The 17,097-nt window shown below is 42.8% G+C and carries 19 protein-coding genes and 1 pseudogene; 7 read left to right on the top strand and 13 right to left on the bottom strand.

The genetic code is table 11. The features are described from left to right. The first annotated feature begins 332 nt into the window (after nucleotides 1–332). Complete coding sequence (locus BROSI_RS04170) at nucleotides 333–2,981, top strand: AsmA family protein (RefSeq protein WP_052562473.1); 2,649 nt, start codon at nucleotides 333–335, stop codon at nucleotides 2,979–2,981. 2 nt (nucleotides 2,982–2,983) lie between these two features. Here the strand turns inward: BROSI_RS04170 and BROSI_RS04165 are convergent, their stop codons facing one another. The 5 genes and pseudogenes from BROSI_RS04165 to BROSI_RS04145 form a co-directional block, all read right to left on the bottom strand. Then, nucleotides 2,984–3,949 (bottom strand): methylenetetrahydrofolate reductase, encoded by a 966-nt coding sequence (locus BROSI_RS04165; protein WP_230400641.1) that lies wholly within the window; start codon nucleotides 3,947–3,949, stop codon nucleotides 2,984–2,986. Between the two features lie 51 nt (nucleotides 3,950–4,000). Next, entirely contained in the window at nucleotides 4,001–4,360 is a 360-nt protein-coding gene (locus tag BROSI_RS04160) for a hypothetical protein (RefSeq protein WP_157842372.1), read from the bottom strand. Between the two features lie 282 nt (nucleotides 4,361–4,642). Beyond that, nucleotides 4,643–5,320 (bottom strand): methylenetetrahydrofolate reductase C-terminal domain-containing protein, encoded by a 678-nt coding sequence (locus tag BROSI_RS04155; RefSeq protein ID WP_052562471.1) that lies wholly within the window; start codon nucleotides 5,318–5,320, stop codon nucleotides 4,643–4,645. Between the two features lie 109 nt (nucleotides 5,321–5,429). Further along, complete coding sequence (locus BROSI_RS04150; RefSeq protein ID WP_052562470.1) at nucleotides 5,430–7,502, bottom strand: FAD-dependent oxidoreductase; 2,073 nt, start codon at nucleotides 7,500–7,502, stop codon at nucleotides 5,430–5,432. 73 nt (nucleotides 7,503–7,575) lie between these two features. Next, nucleotides 7,576–7,990: pseudogene (locus BROSI_RS04145) on the bottom strand (secondary thiamine-phosphate synthase enzyme YjbQ). 747 nt (nucleotides 7,991–8,737) lie between these two features. On the opposite strand from BROSI_RS04145, the gene BROSI_RS04140 reads away from it, so the two are divergent. From BROSI_RS04140 to BROSI_RS04115, 6 genes are all read left to right on the top strand, one after another. After that, on the top strand, nucleotides 8,738–9,205 hold the full coding sequence (locus tag BROSI_RS04140; protein ID WP_052562469.1) for an Abi-alpha family protein: 468 nt from the start codon (nucleotides 8,738–8,740) through the stop codon (nucleotides 9,203–9,205). Next, complete coding sequence (locus BROSI_RS04135; RefSeq protein ID WP_052562468.1) at nucleotides 9,205–9,459, top strand: hypothetical protein; 255 nt, start codon at nucleotides 9,205–9,207, stop codon at nucleotides 9,457–9,459. The genes BROSI_RS04140 and BROSI_RS04135 overlap by 1 nt, the downstream gene beginning before the upstream one ends. Nucleotides 9,460–9,573: 114 nt before the next feature. Beyond that, nucleotides 9,574–10,389: an EcsC family protein gene (locus BROSI_RS04130; RefSeq protein ID WP_082059018.1), complete on the top strand. Its 816-nt coding sequence runs from the start codon at nucleotides 9,574–9,576 to the stop codon at nucleotides 10,387–10,389. Between the two features lie 42 nt (nucleotides 10,390–10,431). Beyond that, the gene (locus BROSI_RS04125) at nucleotides 10,432–10,647 is read left to right on the top strand and encodes a hypothetical protein (RefSeq protein ID WP_052562467.1); all 216 of its coding nucleotides are present in this window, start codon (nucleotides 10,432–10,434) and stop codon (nucleotides 10,645–10,647) included. A 110-nt stretch (nucleotides 10,648–10,757) separates the two neighbouring features. Continuing rightward, entirely contained in the window at nucleotides 10,758–10,994 is a 237-nt protein-coding gene (locus tag BROSI_RS21240) for a DUF4160 domain-containing protein (RefSeq protein ID WP_052562466.1), read from the top strand. Next, nucleotides 10,975–11,292 carry a DUF2442 domain-containing protein gene (locus BROSI_RS04115; RefSeq protein WP_052562465.1) on the top strand — a complete coding sequence of 106 codons (318 nt, stop codon included), beginning with the start codon at nucleotides 10,975–10,977 and terminating at the stop codon, nucleotides 11,290–11,292. The genes BROSI_RS21240 and BROSI_RS04115 overlap by 20 nt, the downstream gene beginning before the upstream one ends. Before the next feature lie 206 nt (nucleotides 11,293–11,498). Here the strand turns inward: BROSI_RS04115 and BROSI_RS04110 are convergent, their stop codons facing one another. The 8 genes from BROSI_RS04110 to BROSI_RS04075 all read right to left on the bottom strand — a co-directional run bounded on the left by BROSI_RS04110 (nucleotide 11,499) and on the right by BROSI_RS04075 (nucleotide 16,947). Beyond that, complete coding sequence (locus BROSI_RS04110; protein WP_157842371.1) at nucleotides 11,499–12,065, bottom strand: hypothetical protein; 567 nt, start codon at nucleotides 12,063–12,065, stop codon at nucleotides 11,499–11,501. Nucleotides 12,066–12,091: 26 nt separating this feature from the next. After that, nucleotides 12,092–13,699, bottom strand: a complete 1,608-nt coding sequence (gene nadB, locus BROSI_RS04105; protein WP_052562463.1) for an L-aspartate oxidase — start codon at nucleotides 13,697–13,699, stop codon at nucleotides 12,092–12,094. Between the two features lie 47 nt (nucleotides 13,700–13,746). Further along, complete coding sequence (locus BROSI_RS04100; RefSeq protein ID WP_052562462.1) at nucleotides 13,747–14,064, bottom strand: site-specific integrase; 318 nt, start codon at nucleotides 14,062–14,064, stop codon at nucleotides 13,747–13,749. Between the two features lie 6 nt (nucleotides 14,065–14,070). Continuing rightward, a complete protein-coding gene (locus tag BROSI_RS04095; RefSeq protein ID WP_052562461.1) occupies nucleotides 14,071–14,343 on the bottom strand; it encodes a phage integrase in 273 nt (90 codons plus the stop codon). Between the two features lies 1 nt (nucleotide 14,344). After that, nucleotides 14,345–14,584, bottom strand: coding sequence for a hypothetical protein (locus BROSI_RS04090; protein ID WP_052562460.1), 240 nt, complete (start codon nucleotides 14,582–14,584; stop codon nucleotides 14,345–14,347). Between the two features lie 150 nt (nucleotides 14,585–14,734). Next, nucleotides 14,735–15,139: a (deoxy)nucleoside triphosphate pyrophosphohydrolase gene (locus BROSI_RS04085; RefSeq protein WP_052562459.1), complete on the bottom strand. Its 405-nt coding sequence runs from the start codon at nucleotides 15,137–15,139 to the stop codon at nucleotides 14,735–14,737. 98 nt (nucleotides 15,140–15,237) lie between these two features. After that, entirely contained in the window at nucleotides 15,238–15,873 is a 636-nt protein-coding gene (locus BROSI_RS04080) for a hypothetical protein (RefSeq protein ID WP_157842370.1), read from the bottom strand. A 30-nt stretch (nucleotides 15,874–15,903) separates the two neighbouring features. Continuing rightward, nucleotides 15,904–16,947 (bottom strand): hypothetical protein, encoded by a 1,044-nt coding sequence (locus BROSI_RS04075; protein ID WP_052562457.1) that lies wholly within the window; start codon nucleotides 16,945–16,947, stop codon nucleotides 15,904–15,906. Nucleotides 16,948–17,097 lie beyond the last annotated feature (150 nt).

The following is a 17,097-nucleotide window of genomic DNA, read 5'->3' as shown; positions in this document are numbered from 1 at the left end:
GGATGGATATGGGCTGTTACAGAACTTTTTGTTTCAGTATAAATTTTTCTGCAATACTATGTCAATGTAATTATGACGTTTAGATAGAATACCTGTCAGGCTGAACTGGCTTTCAGCATCTTTGCGTAAAATGCCTGATGAGTCATGAGACCCTGAAAACAAATACCGGGTGACAAAAAAACACAAGTCTGGTCTCCTTGGTGTGAACGTTTGTTGGGGGCTTCTGTTTCCCTTGATAAAATACCTGACTTCTGCTACATTATACCAAATGCTGGATTAGATGCGTTGAGAAAACGATAGATCCGTGATTATTATCGGTAGAGGATAACATTATGAAAAAGATCATTGGTATTGTTCTGGGCGTGGTTTTTGTTCTTGTGGTCGGTGCAGTAGTCACACCATTTCTTATTGATCTAAATAAATATAAAGGAAAAATTATCGACATTGCGAAGCCGCACGTGGCGAGAGATTTGGATTTTGGCGGCATAAAACTCACCATTTTGAAAGGGCTGGGAGCTGAGATTCAGGGACTCCGCATTGCAGAAAATCCGGGATTTGGCGTTGGTGATTTTCTGAATCTGGAACGCCTGCGGGTAAAGGTAAAATTATTTCCCCTGTTAAAAAAGCAGATTCAAGTTAAGGAATTAATCCTTGATAAACCGGTGGTAAGACTGATAAAAAACACAAAAGGGGAGCTTAATATTGCAGACCTGATGGGGTCCGAGGTAAAAGAACAGAAAGCTAAAGAACAGAAAGATACTGAAAGCACGGAGAAAAAGGATAATGAAAATAATGGTAGTGAAAATGATGAAAATGAGGTGAAAAACGGAAATACTTTTTTGGCAGGATTGCTGGTTTCTAAATTTACTTTGAATCATGGCCACATCGATTTTATTGATGAATTCACTCAGCCGGGTACTACCACAACGACAACGATAGATTTGTTAGACATGAAATTCACGGATGTATCAGTGAATAAACCAATCCGGATGTCCATGACAGCCCGTCTGCCCGGGGGTGCGAAGCAAAATTTCATGATAAAGGGTGCTATTGGTCCCCTGGGTGATACCCTGAATATAAAACGGCTTTTTATGGATATCGCATTGTCACTCGAAGAATTTGATCTGGGTACCTGCAAATCGTACCTGCCGGCAGACATGCCTTTATCCCCCATAGATGGGGTTATTAGCATGGATATCTCTTTAAGGGGGGATATGGCCTCCGGAGTTACTTCTGAAGGGCAGATGCAGTGCAAAGAACTGATACTTGCGGAAGGAAACGATAAGAAAGCCCTCGGGAAAATGCATATTACCCTCCTGGAAAAAATGAAGCTCGCATGGGAAAAGGGAATTGCGAACATTGACCGGTTGGATTTGAGCATGAATGAAAATACAATCTCTCTGACAGGGAATGTAGAAGGATTCAATACGAAACCACAATGGGATATAACCCTTCGGGCACAGACGATCAATCCGGACTATGCCTTTCTGTTTTACCCTTCTCTCAGGGAATCTTTACCCAAGGACGTGAGCTTTTCAGGTTCATTGGGCATGGAGATGATTTCGAAGGGAAATATCGGTAATCTCCAGGCCGATTGCAACGTGGATATGAAAGACCTCGATATCCTGTATGGTGAAACATTTCGCAAACCGAGACCTATCCCTTGTCAAATTTCCATCAAGGCAAGCAAGACAGGAGATGATATTCAGTTAGACCCATGCGTTATCAAAATGCATACTTTGTTTCTCAGGACATCGGGAAAAATTACCGGTTTAACGAATCCACGTTTTGATCTTTCGATGAACACCGAGGATACGTCCCTGAAAGGCTGGGAATCGCTGGTCCCTGCACTGAAAGAGTACGAACCGGAGGGAAACTTTGTCCTTCAAAGTTCTTTGAAAGGAACGATGGAAGATGCTGCTGTTAATCTGCAGTTTTCGTCCCCAAGGCTTGCATTCAAACTCTCTCAGTCGTCAGACGATGGCCAGAAAACTGCAACTTCTCAAGGTTTTTTTGAATCCATGGATATGAAAGTGCAAGCCGTGAAAAAGGATGAGGCAATAATGGGGAGTGGCAATCTCGAAGTCAAGAAGGGGGAGGTGTTGGCTGCACCTTTTGAAAAGATGCAGGCACAGTTTGACTATCAGAACGATATCCTCGGCATTCACGGGTTCCGTGTTCATGCCTTCCAGGGAGACGTTGCGATGGACGGTAAAGTAAAGCCCCGTGAACTTCGATGGAACGTGAAACCGGTTATTACGAATATACATGTGGCAGAAGCAATGGACACTTTTACACAATACAAGGGTTTATTCAAAGGGATATTTTCCGGGTCTTTTACGGCAAACAATGCCGGAGATGGCAAACAGAAAGGGGCTATGAATGCCAGCGGGTCATTCCGGCTCGACCAGGGAGAGATTATGAATTTAAACCTTATAGATACGGTCCTGGATGCGCTTTTTGGTATTAAGGGCGTATCTAAGTTTCTGGAAAAAGAGGGCAGTGAATTGGAAAAACAAAAGATCACACGATTTGATTCCCTGGATGGTGATTTTTCCATGACCGGTAATAAAATCGATTTAAAGAAGGTAGCTCTGCATAATATTCATACTGCAAAAGCAACTGATTCCGATGCATTTATAGAAGGGCTGATTGACTGTAATACCAGTGGTCTCGACCTTAAGGGCAAGGTCGTTCTCTCCCCGGAATATTCTGCTAAATTAGCCAAAAAGACCGAACCTCTCAATGCCCTGCTCAACCCGGAAAACCGCATGGTGCTTCCGATTACGGTAAAGGGAAGTATAAACAAGCCAATGCCTATCCTTGATATACCCTATGTAACCAGCGCCATGGCAAAATATTACGGCAGGAAAGAACTGGAGAAATTAGGCGACAAGATAGGATTACCCAAAAAAGGTGACAAAGACCAGCAGGGCAAGAAGTCGCCCATAGGCGATATTTTAAAAGACATTTTAAAATAAGGTTATAGCAGTGGTCTGGGATACAGCCGCGTTTCTTTGACAATTTCTGGGACGGCCTCTTCCCATTCTACTGCCATAATGTGGATACCGGCAATGCCCTTGATTTCTCTGATCTGCTCTATGACTTCTAAACATATTTTAATGCCCTCTTCCTTTCCTTTCTTAGCGGCGGAGACGGCTGTCATGCGATTTATGACTTCATCAGGCACATCCATGCCCGGCACATTATGCTTCATATGCCTGGCCATTCCGGCAGATTTGAGCGGGGCCACACCGGCGAGAATAAATGCCTTCTCGTGGAGACCCATATCGGTGACCATTTTCATCCAGTCTTTAAATTTGTTGATGTTATAAATAATCTGGGTTTGTATGAAATCGGCGCCGGCAGCGATCTTTTTGGCGAGTCTGATGGCGCGGAATTTGAATGGGTCGGCAAAGGGATTTTCTGCTGCGCCGATAAAGAATCTCGGCTCTGATGCCTTCAACTCCTGTCCGCCCTGAAATTTTTTCTCATCACGAATGGCCTTGACCATCTGAATGAGCTGGATCGAATCCATATCAAAGACGCCCTTTGCCATAGGGTGATCTCCAAATTTCTGGTGGTCACCAGTCAGACATAAGAGGTTTTTTGCACCCAGTGCCGCAGCACCAAGGAGGTCGCTCTGTATAGCAATACGGTTCCTGTCGCGGCAGGTCATCTGGATGATGGGTTCTAAGCCAGCATCCAGGACTATCCGACCGGCGGCAATACTGGACATACGCACCACGGCAGTCTGACAGTCAGTAATATTGAAGGCGTCCCCATAGCCTTTCAGCAGTCCTGCCTTCTTTTCTATCACTGAGCGGTCTGCGCCCCGTGGAGGACCTAGTTCTGCTGTAACAGCAAATTGTCCGCTTTGAAGGACTTTTTCTAAGTTACTACCTGATTTTAAGTCCATATTTGATGAAATGAATTGTGAGATAAGCAATAGTATTTCATTTTTTTAGCTTCTTGTTTTTTATAAGATACCATTCCAAACTTAAAGTTTCCTCGTCTGCATCCCAATCTTCAACATTACTTCTGTTTCCAATCTTCTGACGATTACAATAGTGTGATTACTTGGAGAGTAACCTATTTCGTACCGGATATGAAAATTAGGATTAACATACGTTTCATACGGGAGCATTTTTTTGTAGTCATTTGGGACTTCGCTATCAATAGCGTAAGCAATAACCCCCGAATATTTTTTATCGTCGGTATTTTCAACAACGACCATTTGCTCTTCTATAGAACCGGCATCTACTATTATCGGTTCAAAAGTAATCTCTTGTTGTCCATTATCAACGATTTCGAAATACTTATTACTTTTAGCATAACTTAGATTACATATGAAGATCAATGATATTATGATGAATATACTTGTTTTCTTCATAGTTGTGCCTTTCCGAATAAAGTTTAATATTAAAAGATTTTTGAATAATTGCACGACTTGCGGCTCGTTCCCAAATTCCGTTTGGGAACGCAATTTTCTGCAAAACTCCCGTTTTACATGAAACAGAGTTTTACTGGTTCGTGTGTTCCCAAACAGAGTTTGGGAACAAGCAGTTAAAATCTTTCTACAATATTAAGGTCTATACCTTCACTTACAGGTAACTCAAGATCATTCTTCAAAGGGAGGTTTTTATTGCTTTTTCATGACCAGGTGTTCCAGAACCATCTTCCGGGGATGATTTTCCATACCCGTGGTCCAGTCCTTGGGCGGTACAATCCTCTCCATCGTTGCCAAAAGCTGCTGGGTGTCCAGCTGGTCATATATTTGGTGCCACACACAGGGCGTTTCCTGTGAGACCTCACACTTCCCGTTTTGTGAGCCGCCACACGGACCGTTCATGAGACTTTTTGCGCATCGGCTTACCGGGCACAGCCCTCCCGTAGTTCCCAGGATACAATTCCCGCAACCAGCACACCGTTCCCAGAAGATGCCTTGTTCGACGGGTCCTCCCATAAAGGTGGTATTCACACCAGGAAAAATTCTCATCCTGGGGAATTTTTCGGCCATGTACTGCACGCCGACGCCGCAGGCAATGGAAAGGACGGCATCACAGTCCTTAATTACTTCTTTGATGTCATCAATAAATTCCCACTCACACTGCCTGAGCGTGGAATCTTCTTTGACTTCGATCTGTCTGCCTTCTAATTTCGCAGCAAGACGGAGTTGCGCGGCAAGCTCGGCGACCTGTTTTTCGCCACCCGTATGGCATATGGTCACGCATGAACCGCATCCCAGCACACAGACCTTCTTAAACCCGGAAAGCATCTGTTTGATTTCCGGAAATGGTTTTGATGATGCTACGATCATTGCTATAATCCACCACAAATTTTTATGGAATTACACTGACTTACGACACATGTCACAAAGACACCAGGATGTTTTCTTAGTCTCTTAGCTACCTGGTGACTCTATTTGATTATACATTTCTCAGTTCTTCGACCATCCTGAGCGCAATTTCAAGTATTTCTTTACCATTTTGTGAAGAAATAAAATGGGTCTGAAGTCTTCGGCTATCCATTCCCAATCCGCTCAATAATTGACTGGCATATTTTGTCCGCCTTTCAACCCATTCCTGTTCTTTGCAAAAATGACAGGTATCTCCTTTACAGGCCGTTACCAATACGCCATGAGCGCCCAACTCAAATGCCCTGAGATATAATGATGGATCCACTTTACCCAACCCCAAAACTCCCACCCGCCTGAAATGAAAAACAAGTAAATTATCCGTTGCGCCTTCTTTTTCCTCTTTATACGCGCCATATTGACAATAAAAATTAATGATAAATGGTTTTATGTCATGGACTAATTTTTCCTGGAAAACCGACTTAAGGGCATCTTTGCCACGATCTTCTAATGGTGTTTTGAAACTGATTGCCTTCGCAGGACATTCCACAATACACAAACCGCAGGACTGGCAATCTCCATCGATGTAAGCCGTGGTGTCACCCTTTTTAATCTTCGGCACTTCAAAAGGGCATATCCTCACACAGGTAAGGCATCCCACACAGAGATTATCATCCACAAAGGCACCGGCGCCGCAGTTCATGCACCGCTGCGCCTCCTTCACCGCTTTGTTTAAGGGGAATCCCAGCTCTACCTCATCAAAGGTTTTCAGCCTTCCATCCAAAGGCATGGTAGACATCTCGTGTTTCTGCTCTTTCTTGATAAGGGCGATTCTGGATTCAGCCACATCGGGCACTGCCGGTTTTTCTGCCCATTTCTCGTCTTTTAACGCTGCGTTTCTTAAGGCATTATGAATGGCAATCGCTGCTTTTTTGCCCTGGGCCATACTTTCAGTCATGGTTCCCCTGCCTAACACGACATCGCCACCTGCATAGATACCATGCACGGAGGCGCTAAAGGTATTTGGATTGACGATGATCGTGCCACCGCGTGTGATTTGAATACCCTCCTGCCCTTTCAGGAATGAGAGATTTGATGCCTGGCCAATTGCAAGGATGATAGTATCTGCCTCAATAACAGACTCTGAGCCTTCATAGAAGGCGGGATTGAACCGCTTTTGTTCATCAAAGACATATTTTACTTTAAGGGTTTCCAGTCCAGAAACCCTTCCGTTCTTTCCAAGGATACGTTTCGGGCCTATGGAGTTGTAAAGCGCCACCCCTTCATGAACTGCCTCCTCGATTTCAAAATCGGTCGTTGGCATTTCCTTGCGTGACTCAAGACAGGCGACGGATACCTTATCTGTCCTCAGGCGTAAGGCCGTCCGTGCACAGTCCATAGCAACGGCGCCGCCTCCTATTACCAGGACATTCTTGCCTATCTTGGCGCTTCCTGTGGTGTTTACTTCGTTGAGAAAAGATACACCTTTGAGGACGCCTTCAAGTTGCACCCCTTCGATATTCAGGCTGCGGCTCTCGGACAGACCCACACCAATAAAAAGGACAGAAAACCCATCCTTTTTTAAACTGTCGAAGGTGATATCTACGCCAAATGTTGTATTATATCTGATTTCAACTCCTAATTTTTTAATATATTCAACGTCATTATCAATAGCCGTTCTTGGTAAACGATAGGTTGGCACACCCATGCGAAGCATGCCGCCGGGGGTGGGATTGGATTCAAAGATGGTGCATGAATAGCCCAAAAGGGCCAAATCATTTGCAGCGGCAAGTCCAGCCGGGCCAGCGCCAATGATAGCGATTTTTTCCGGATATTTTTCGCTGGTTATTTTCCCGGTTTCGTGAGAAAAATTATCACCGAGGAAACGCTTGAGCCATGCAATCGCAATCGGCGCGTCGGTGCTATTCCGTCGGCACTTTGTCTCACAAGGATGGGTACAGATACGGCCACACGCCGAAGGCAACGGATTTCTCTCCCTTACCACTCTGAACGCCTCTTGAAATCTCCCCCTGGCAATGAGCTGAACATAATCGCGGGCATCCTGCCGTATCGGACAGGCCAGAATGCATGGCGCCTCCTCGTTTCCTTTTTTATTAGATTTTGTGCATGGTTTGTCTATTTCCATAATGAATTCTTTGATTTGTATTTTTGCATTCTTATCTTTTACTTTTAATTTTCTCAGCTTTTTAGAAGAATAATTATTCCCCCATCACCTTAATAACTAGTCGCTTGCTACGCTGACCATCAAATTCAGCATAAAACACCTTTTGCCAGGTTCCGAGGTCTAATTTTCCATCAGTTACCGGGATGACCACCTGGTGTCCGATAAGAAGATTTCTGAGATGCGCGTCACCATTCACTTCTCCTGTCCGGTGATGATAGTAATCGTGGCCCTCAGGAATCAGTTTCAGGAGCCACTCTTCAATATCGCGATGAAGCCCCGGTTCGGCATCGTTAACGAAGATACCTGACGTTATATGCATGGCAGAGACCAAAACCATACCTTCTTTAATGCCGCTCTTCTGAAGTACCCTATCTATTTCCCTTGTGATATTGATGAACTCACGACGTTTTTTTTGTATGAAAGGTAATGTATTCGGTCAGAAATTTCATAGGAAAAACCTTATTATTAAGATGCTCAGAAATTTAAATTAGATTGCTTTTTAAAAGACAAAACCTAGAGAGGGGACAAAGGGGTGGAGCCCCTCACTAGGAGACTTCTCAAATTCCCTTCATCAAATACTAAATTTTATCAGTAATTTTAAGCTATTCAAGGAAATTTCATTATTTTTCCATTACCCCTTTTAGCCCTTCGGTCATCAGCCTTATCTCACCTTCGCAATTCCTTATTTATCAAGGAAAAATCTGCAAACCATAATTTGATTATACGGAAAATCGTAACAATTTGGGTTTTTGGAAAATCCATACATTTGAATTTAATACAAACAAAACAGAATACGTAGCGCGGTGGTTTACCCCGTTAGATAACGGATATCTAACACAAGACACAATGAAAATTCACAAGTTTTTCCAAAGACACGTTACTCACTACGACACAATATCTCACGGGGTTTATCCCCCCGCACAAGCCGACCATGAGGGATCGGCGCTACCTTTTTCAAAGAACTAAATTGTTACTTTCTTAGTAATTTTTTACTTTTGACAGATGAGTTTTCATTCATGAAAAACTTGACATTGTTTTGCCAATTGCTTAGTATATCGTCAATAAGTATACAAACTTTATAATATGCCCAAATGGGCATATTATAAGCCACAGGAAAGGTATTATACGTACTAATAGCCGTAAAATAAGACAGCTTTTAGTACACCTATTTCATGTTGGGGCTGAAAAAGGAATATATGATCGATGAAGAGAATGCAGTTACCGAGGTGTCGAAGGCAATTCGGGAGATTGCTAAAGCATCTGGCAAGGCAATTGACACTGTCCGCAGTCTAGGTAGTTTCGTCGCTGATGTCATTTCAGGGCCGATTGATCAGGCAATGGGCATCGTCAAGGATAAACTCGTTTACATGCGATGGGAGCGTCAAGCAAGATTCATCAAGCGCGCGGAAGAACTGTTTCGGAAACTAGGGATTGCAAATAGGCACAAGGCCGTTCCAATGAGTATCGCGATTCCGCTGCTGCAGTCAGCCTTCCTCGAAGAAGATGACGAGTTGCAGGACATGTGGGTACAGTTGTTGGCCAACGCGGCCGACGCAGATTGCAGGCGGGAAGTACGAAGGGCATATATCAGCATACTCCAAGACATGACTTCGCTTGATGCTGCTATCATGCAGAACTCCTTACGGTTCCTGAGGAACACTTGATGAAACCCATATTCACATACAAGCTTCCTGAGGAACTCGTATTCGAGAATCCAGGGGGAGATGAAAGGCATTTCCCAGATGAAGCGGTTCTCCTAGCGCTTGCCAACCTGGCAAGGCTCGGCCTAATCACTGGAACTATGGTCTTGGATGGAAGCGTCATCTATGACAAGATCCTTCCAACGAGACTTGGATACAACTTCATACTTGCATGCACGGCCACAAGAAAAGGTGACCCAACCAGGAGTCGTAGCTGATCGTCACGCTTGCTCTCGTCCTAATGTGACAGTGAAGATAGTGAGAACAAGAGGGCAGGGCGGGCGGCAAGCGCGCCGGCAGCTAAACGTTACGTTAGGAGAAAGAATTAACCCGTGAGTTCACTGACTAAATACGAAGATGAACAAGTTAGAAAAATAAGAGAGTGGAAGATAAAAGAACCAAGCGTTATGAGTAAAACGTTTGGAAAAGTAGCGGTTCCCGTTACTTGGTTAGTTCAAAAGATTATACCTCACGCCGCAATTAGAAGCGCAATAGATGTGGTAAATTCAGCAGGAAAGTGGCTATCAGATGCAGGCGATATTAAAAGGAACGGAATGGTTTCAGAAATACAAAATCTACGTAACAAAGACTTGGAATTGTCAGATAAATTAGCAAATAGCGTACATAATTGGGCAATAGGAATGGCTGCTGCCGAGGGTGCTGCAACAGGATTTGGTGGAATATTTGCGATAGCGGCCGATATTCCTGTAATTGTAACATTAGCACTGAGAACAATTCATAAAATAGGTCTTTGTTATGGCTACGAATCAATAGATGACAATGACAATCAATTTATTTTAGGGATTTTAGCGGCATCAGGCGCCAATTCTGTTGAAGAGAAAGTTGCAGCATTAACTATGCTACGAAGCATTGAGGTAACTATTGCAAAACAAACATGGAAGGCTATGGCGGAAAAGGCTGCAAAGCGACAAATCAGTAAAGAGAGTGCAATTATAGCGATAAAGAATTTGGCAAAACAAATTGGCATAAATATAACTAAACGAAAGGCGCTTCAAGCAATTCCCGTAATTGGTGCTTTAGTTGGTGGTTCTGTTAATGGCTGGTATATCAAAGATGTTGGATGGGCTGCTCGCCGTCCATTTCAAGAAAGGTGGCTAATTGATAACCAAAAAATACTGGAGGTATAAGGTTTAATTAAACATAAGGATTATTAGTGTTAAGGAGGTAAAATGGGATACGTAGATATTTATGAGCGATTTCTCAAAAATGTGATGATAGATAACAAATATCATATAAAACTCAAGGACAATACTGAATTAATTGGCGTGCCAACTGCTTCATCAGTTTGCAGGGATCCATCAAGCGCAACGTTTATTTTAACAAAAGATAATGGCGAAGTTCTTTCAATTCCATTTAAATCGGTGCGACACGCCAAGCAAATATAGAAATTATAGGAATTAACTTGTTTTATACACTTTATCTTAGATTTTGTTTATCAAATTTTTGCTTTGAATCGCATTGCAGACTTTTTTAATCGTTAACTTAATGTAAAATAATGCCAACTGTTGCTAAAATTGGTTCATATCGTTTTTACTTTTATTCCAGTGATGCAAATGAACCAGCCCATATCCATGTAAAACATGAAAGATTTACGGCTAAATTTTGGTTAAACCCAATCCGGTTGCAAAAATCTAAGGGATTTAGTGATAACGATCTTATAAAAATCCAAAAATTGATAGAAAAGAATAAAGAAATATTTCAGGAGAAATGGAATGAGTACTTTAGTGCTTGAACATGAATGTTTGGCCCAACGAGTTGTGTTTACAGAGGGTTCTTTTGTAGTTTATCTTAACGATGGGAGAAATATATCCGTGCCTATTATTTGGTATCCTCGATTGCTAAACAGCAATAAACAAGAACGAGAAAACTATGAACTCATTGGAGATGGAGAAGGAATCCATTGGCCGGATATCGATGAAGATATTAGCGTCGAAGGAATATTAGCCGGCAGACGTTCAGGAGAAAGTCAAAGCTCCCTTGATAAATGGCTAAAAAAAAGATCACAACAAAAACAAAATAAAAATACCTAACGTATTATTTGAGGCGATACTTGGTTTTTCAGAAGATATTTTTATCGCTTTTTTCGGGAACAGTATACTTACTTATTTCAGTTTAAGGCATTGTATCGATACAGCTCAATTTATCGTTAGCGTAAAAGCCAAGTCTGATAAACTTGAGACAACAAGGGAGTCGAATAGGGGGAATCGGGATTTGCTCGTGTACCTGCTTAAAGATTTCAGTATTTTGTCTCTACAATAATTAAACAATCTAAAAATTTATTGGTAGCATATGGACATGCAGTTGGACTACTCTCCGGCTGGAGCCATTGATGCCCATTCTTGCAACGGCAAATCTTCAATCTATTGCGAATTAGTTGGTTAGGCCATGACCCAAAGTATGAAATAAACGCGTCACTGATGGCAAAAAAGGCCTCGTGTTGTGCATTTCTGCCTTTTGCATTTTTTAATTTTTCCCCGACTTCAAGGATGTTTTGCATCATATCTTCTCCGGTTCCTTCAGATTCGGTTTCAATACCCTGTTTTGCAGCGTCAATTAGATTTTGAACTACATCGGCAACTCCATCACCTCCGCCTTTTACCAGGTAACTGTAAATATATTGATAAGACAGTAAGGCTGCCTGAAAATGAACATAGGTCTTCTTATCAAGGGTAATCATCGTATCACGAAAATGGTTTTGTCCTTCTTGAGCGGATATAATATCTGTGAAGCAGAAATAATAGGATAAGAAAAGGAGAACGTACTTCTTAAAGTAATTACTTTTTAACATTAAATGCTTATGCATTTAACATTATTGAATATCCTTCAATTTTATAGCACCCAGGTGATATGCTTTTTCCAGCGGATATTGTCCGTCTCTGGATAATCTGTACGGTGATGGACCCCACGTGATTCCTTCCGCTTCAGGGCTGATGAAACGATAAGGCTGGAAACGAGAATCATGTTCTGTAACTCCCAGCCCGTCGGGTTGGAAAATTCTTTGTCCATTACGTAGCTGCCCCACATTTCGATCATTTCTTCGGCCTCAAGCAGATGTCTTTCGTCACGCTCGATCCCCGCATCCCTCCACATGAGGCTTTTTAAGGAATTTCGGATATCATTCAGATCCAACCAGCTAATCTTTGATAAACCCATAGATTCGCGGATGGTGTAGGGGACCAATTTACGCACACTCTTCTGGATTGACTCGCAGGCATCTTTTCCTGCTGTATAACCCGTTACCAGTCCTTCAAGAAGGGAATTGCTGCCAAGCCGGTTGGCCCCGTGCATACCGGTACAGGCCGCTTCGCCGCAGGCGTAAAGCTGCCTGACTGTAGTTCTGGAAAATTGGTCGGTCTTGATACCACCGATCATATAATGAGCACTGGGACGCACAGGGATCAGGTCTTTGGCAATATCAATTCCAAATGAATCGCAGATTTCTTTGATCTTTGGGAAACGGGTGTAAAGCCGTTCTCTTGGAATATGACGAACATCGATATAAACATTCGTGTGGTCGGTCTTTTGCATTTCTTTCAGAATACTCTGGCTCACCACGTCTCTGGGTGCAAGTTCCGCCTGTTGATGATACCTTGGCATGAACCGTTCCCCCCTTTTGTTTCTTAATATGCCACCCTCACCCCGCACGGTTTCAGTAATGAGAAACCGTACAGCTCCGGCAATATAGAGGGTTGTGGGGTGAAACTGTACAAACTCCATATCCTGGAGGACAGCGCCGGCACGGTAGGCCATTGCCAGTCCATCGCCGGTAGCCACATCGGGGTTGGTTGTCTCCCGGTAGACCTGTCCGCATCCTCCGGTGGCCAGAATTGTTCGCTTTGCCCAGATTAAGGTGGTCCCCTTTTTCGCATGCCAGACAATAGCGCCGTGACAAATACCGTCTCTGGTAATAAGGTCAGTGGCAAAGGTGTGTTCAAGCACTGTAATATTTTTATATTCTTTCACAAGGCGTATAAGTGCGTGTTCTACTTCCCTTCCTGTTGAATCGCCCTGGGCACGGATGATGCGCGGGAAACTGTGCCCCCCTTCTTGAGTAAAGATCAGACGATCATCCTCTTTGTCAAATGCTGCACCCCACTCAATCAGTTCATGTACCCGTTTCGGGCCTTCGCTGACAACCGTTTTTACCGCCGCTTTATCACACAAGCCCTGCCCGGCATCCAGGGTGTCTTTTATGTGCTTCACTATGGTATCCCCGGCAGATAATACCACGGCAATGCCACCCTGCGCATAGACTGTGTTATTTTCATCGATCTTATCTTTGGTGACAACCAGTACTGAACAATGTTTTGATGCCTCTATAGCAGCACTGAGTCCCGCCACTCCGCTCCCCATTATCAGTATATCGGTAAAGACGTGTGATGAGGTATGGCTGTTGAAGGAAATAAGATGTCTTTTGGGTTCCGTGTATTTTTTCATAAGATAAAAGGATTTTATCCCTCGTAAATTTATTTGTCAAAGAAAACTCATCCAACCCAAAAGATTTCCCACTTGAATATTGATGAAAATAAGGTATGCCTCAAATCATGGAAACGGAAATTCTGTAAACCAGCCTTTTTAACAGCAATATTAAAAATCCTTCTGAGATTGTGACAGTTAATCTTCGTACCAATGCGACTGATAAATACAAAGTCATACTTGATATTCCGTATCTTTGACTTTTCTGCCAGGATGTCAAATGCTACCCGATCTAATGGAATAGTTCTTGGTTTTCCGTTCTTTGATTCCTGAATTATGATTGTCTTACGGGAGAAATCTACCCTGGCCCATTGAAGCGAAAACAACTCACCTTAACGTAACCCTGTACGAAGAGCAAAAGCGATTATCTTCCGAAGCCTTTTTGAGGAATTTTCAAGTAGTCTCTTTTCTTCGCCCTCTGTCAACCAACGATCCCGCTGGTTGTTCTCTCTTTCTTTTTTTACTTTGCTGACAGGATTTTCCTTAAGCCATTCCCATTCCTTTACAGCAAGATTGAAAGCCTTTGAAAGCATTGCCAGTTCCTTGTTGATGCTGGAAGGTTTTGCTCCTTCCCCATATCTGAGAACCTTATAATCAGAAATCATTTTAGGGTTTTACGGCTACAATATGCTGGGTATCGTCTTCGCAGATAAGCTGGGCAAAGACAAAACAGTGACCAATGGCGTATCCATGAGCGGTCCTGAATTTCTGTAAGTTACAGAGTTTTTTGCCTCGTTTTCCTTTGATGGTAGAATTGATGATAAGCCAGGTCCTCTTGCCTGCTTTCTCAATGACTTTTTTCAGCATGGTTTGCCGAAGGGTGGATAAAGAAAGGTCTTTTTTCATATGTCGTGAAATATTTGCTTTATGTTTTTTGAGATAGTGCGCAACGAAACTTGCGCTGAAGTGGCCCCAACAGAGAATAAGTGTCCCGACATAGAAGGAAATCAGCTTTTCCTGTACGGTTCTGGGTGTATAGGGTACTGTATTAATATGTCACTCCTGAGGAGTCTTGAGAAATTCCCGGTATAACTGGACCACTGGCACGTCTGCTTCTGCCCAGTCGAGGGTATGAAGTTCCTGGGGAGTTAACCAGGCAAGCGCTGCATGTTCATAAAGCGTGATTTCGCCGGCAATGATGGTACAGATGAACGGATGGAGTGTTACTAGAAATGTTTGGTAGCTGTGCGTTACAGGGGGAAGGGGATGTCCTATAGCAGCTTCTATGCCTAATTCTTCCTGTAATTCACGCCTGAGACATTCTGTAAGGCTTTCCCCGTTCTTCATCTTGCCACCAGGAAATTCCCATTTTAGCGGCAAACTCATAGATTTGCTCCGCTGCGCAGAAAGAACTTTCCGCTCCTTCTCAATAATTGCGCAAGCAACGTGAATATGTTTCATGAAAGAATACGCACCCGGATATTGAGGGGAATGAAAAAGGCAATAAACACAAGTAGCTCAATTGTTATGAGCAAACTTGCATATTTCATTAGTTAAAATCATTTTAACTCAAACACTACCGTGGCAGGGGCATCTGCCTTAATCCCGACCTGCTGATCCGGTGCCTTGAGCCGTTCATTCCACACCTTTATGATGTACTTCCCATCGGGCACATTCGTAATAGAAAATTTCCCTTCGTTATCGACCCTGGCAAAGTACGGATTTTGGAGGACAAGGACGTAGGCCAGCATATCGACGTGCACATTACACCGGATGGAGGCAACCCCTGATTTGTTAAACGTGAACGGTCTTGTTTCGCCCTTAAGCCATGTCCCCAAATTAAAATTATCTGCAACTGCGTCAGGAGAATAGACGTTGTGCTGAACCAGATCGCTGTTAAGAAAATCGACGGTAGTTCCTTTTAGCAGGGGAAGCACATGGGGAATAAAGGTCATGTTTTTTTGATCTATGACGGCATGTTCTTCGGGGGGCTCAAAAGCATCCGGTACATGCTCGATATAGACAATGGTATCCTTGAGATACTTTGCCTTTTTGACCTTAACGGTACCATTAACAATACCAGGACCTTTTTCTCCGGCAAATGCGAAAAAAATGGAATTTGCTGTTATAACGGATATCGCTGCAAAAAAGACGATGAGTATCTTCCTATAAACCCATTTATTTTTCATCAGCATAAACATCAAAATCTCCTCTTCACAAAAACATCATGATTTCTTCTGTAACAACTCCAAAAGGAACAATAAGAAATATCCAACCAATAAAACGAACCAACCAAAGGTCATGATAAAATCCATTGTGGTAGAAAAGGATATGGAAAAATTCTCAGCGATCATACTGTAAATATCTTCCAGTGCGTCAAGTGTCTTGTTAATATTTATCTTCCATGCTTCGAGGTGGAGTTTTTTTGCTATCAGGTCAAACAACCGGGCTGAATACCAGTCTCCAATAAGGTTAATGTGGCGTTCGGTAGCTGCAAATTCCTGGATGGATTCTGTTCGGATTTGTATGATTTCACGCAAGGAGTGCCTGATTTTACGCGAATTGAGCCAGGGTATTCTCCTTAAAGTAGACTTCTGTAACAGGTATGCTGCCTTTTCCAATCGTTCCTCCAACTCATGTTCCAAAAGCCTCAATTTCAATAACTGGAGATTGGCAATCTCTAAAAGTTCAATATTGCTGGCAAAATCACTGCGCGGATCAAATACAAACGCCCCATCCCAATCCACAATCGTTAAATCATCTTTCGAATACTTAATGTTAAATTTCAGCGTGGAATTGATCTCTTCCTCATCTAACGGTATTCTTTCTGTCTTCAGAAGCCCTGCGATACTCTCTTTATACTCTGAAACAATGTCTTCCGGGTCTCCATGGTAATTGGATACACAGTATACGGTGTACTCTTCGTCAAAATGCTGGTCACAATAATATTCCCACAAAAGAGTTCTGCATTCCACAATGAGGCTTTTTTTAATATCAAAGATATGTTCATCCAAGATGTTCTCCAAATCAACAGACGCTTCTACAATGACAATTCCCGGTGGACAAAACTTAACCAGAAAACCTACTTCTCTGGATTCAACAATTTTCTTTTCAACCTTGACCACCATCTGTTTGGGAATCACGTCAGGATACGATGGTGAACTCTTTATCTTTTTGATATCGACAATTTCTACCGTATCGATATCGATCTCCGTTATTCCCACAAGAAAAGAGACCAAAGTGCCCTTGACCGTTGTATTGGCAACCATAGGCTAATCCTCAATGAATCGGTAATAGCTCGTCATAGGGATACTCCGGAATCTCACTGAGTTAAAGATGTAAGCTGTAAGTTTTCAGTTAAAAGCTATTCCTTTGAATCTCAATCTCGGAACTTACAACTTTCACCTTCTCAGCCAATA

The sequence above is a fragment of the Candidatus Brocadia sinica JPN1 genome (assembly GCF_000949635.1).
Lineage (GTDB): Bacteria > Planctomycetota > Brocadiia > Brocadiales > Brocadiaceae > Brocadia > Brocadia sinica.
Note: the sequence above shows the minus strand (reverse complement) of the source record. Positions and strands in the feature narration are given on the sequence as shown.

Coding starts and splice junctions, on each gene's coding strand:
- BROSI_RS04170 (WP_052562473.1), top strand. CDS start 333: ATGAAAAAGATCATTGGTATTGTTCTGGGCGTGGTTTTTGTTCTTGTG.
- BROSI_RS04155 (WP_052562471.1), bottom strand. CDS start 5,320: ATGATCGTAGCATCATCAAAACCATTTCCGGAAATCAAACAGATGCTT.
- BROSI_RS04150 (WP_052562470.1), bottom strand. CDS start 7,502: ATGGAAATAGACAAACCATGCACAAAATCTAATAAAAAAGGAAACGAG.
- BROSI_RS04140 (WP_052562469.1), top strand. CDS start 8,738: ATGATCGATGAAGAGAATGCAGTTACCGAGGTGTCGAAGGCAATTCGG.
- BROSI_RS04135 (WP_052562468.1), top strand. CDS start 9,205: ATGAAACCCATATTCACATACAAGCTTCCTGAGGAACTCGTATTCGAG.
- BROSI_RS04125 (WP_052562467.1), top strand. CDS start 10,432: ATGGGATACGTAGATATTTATGAGCGATTTCTCAAAAATGTGATGATA.
- BROSI_RS21240 (WP_052562466.1), top strand. CDS start 10,758: ATGCCAACTGTTGCTAAAATTGGTTCATATCGTTTTTACTTTTATTCC.
- BROSI_RS04115 (WP_052562465.1), top strand. CDS start 10,975: ATGAGTACTTTAGTGCTTGAACATGAATGTTTGGCCCAACGAGTTGTG.
- BROSI_RS04110 (WP_157842371.1), bottom strand. CDS start 12,065: ATGCATAAGCATTTAATGTTAAAAAGTAATTACTTTAAGAAGTACGTT.
- nadB (WP_052562463.1), bottom strand. CDS start 13,699: ATGAAAAAATACACGGAACCCAAAAGACATCTTATTTCCTTCAACAGC.
- BROSI_RS04095 (WP_052562461.1), bottom strand. CDS start 14,343: ATGATTTCTGATTATAAGGTTCTCAGATATGGGGAAGGAGCAAAACCT.
- BROSI_RS04090 (WP_052562460.1), bottom strand. CDS start 14,584: ATGAAAAAAGACCTTTCTTTATCCACCCTTCGGCAAACCATGCTGAAA.
- BROSI_RS04085 (WP_052562459.1), bottom strand. CDS start 15,139: ATGAAACATATTCACGTTGCTTGCGCAATTATTGAGAAGGAGCGGAAA.
- BROSI_RS04080 (WP_157842370.1), bottom strand. CDS start 15,873: ATGCTGATGAAAAATAAATGGGTTTATAGGAAGATACTCATCGTCTTT.
- BROSI_RS04075 (WP_052562457.1), bottom strand. CDS start 16,947: ATGGTTGCCAATACAACGGTCAAGGGCACTTTGGTCTCTTTTCTTGTG.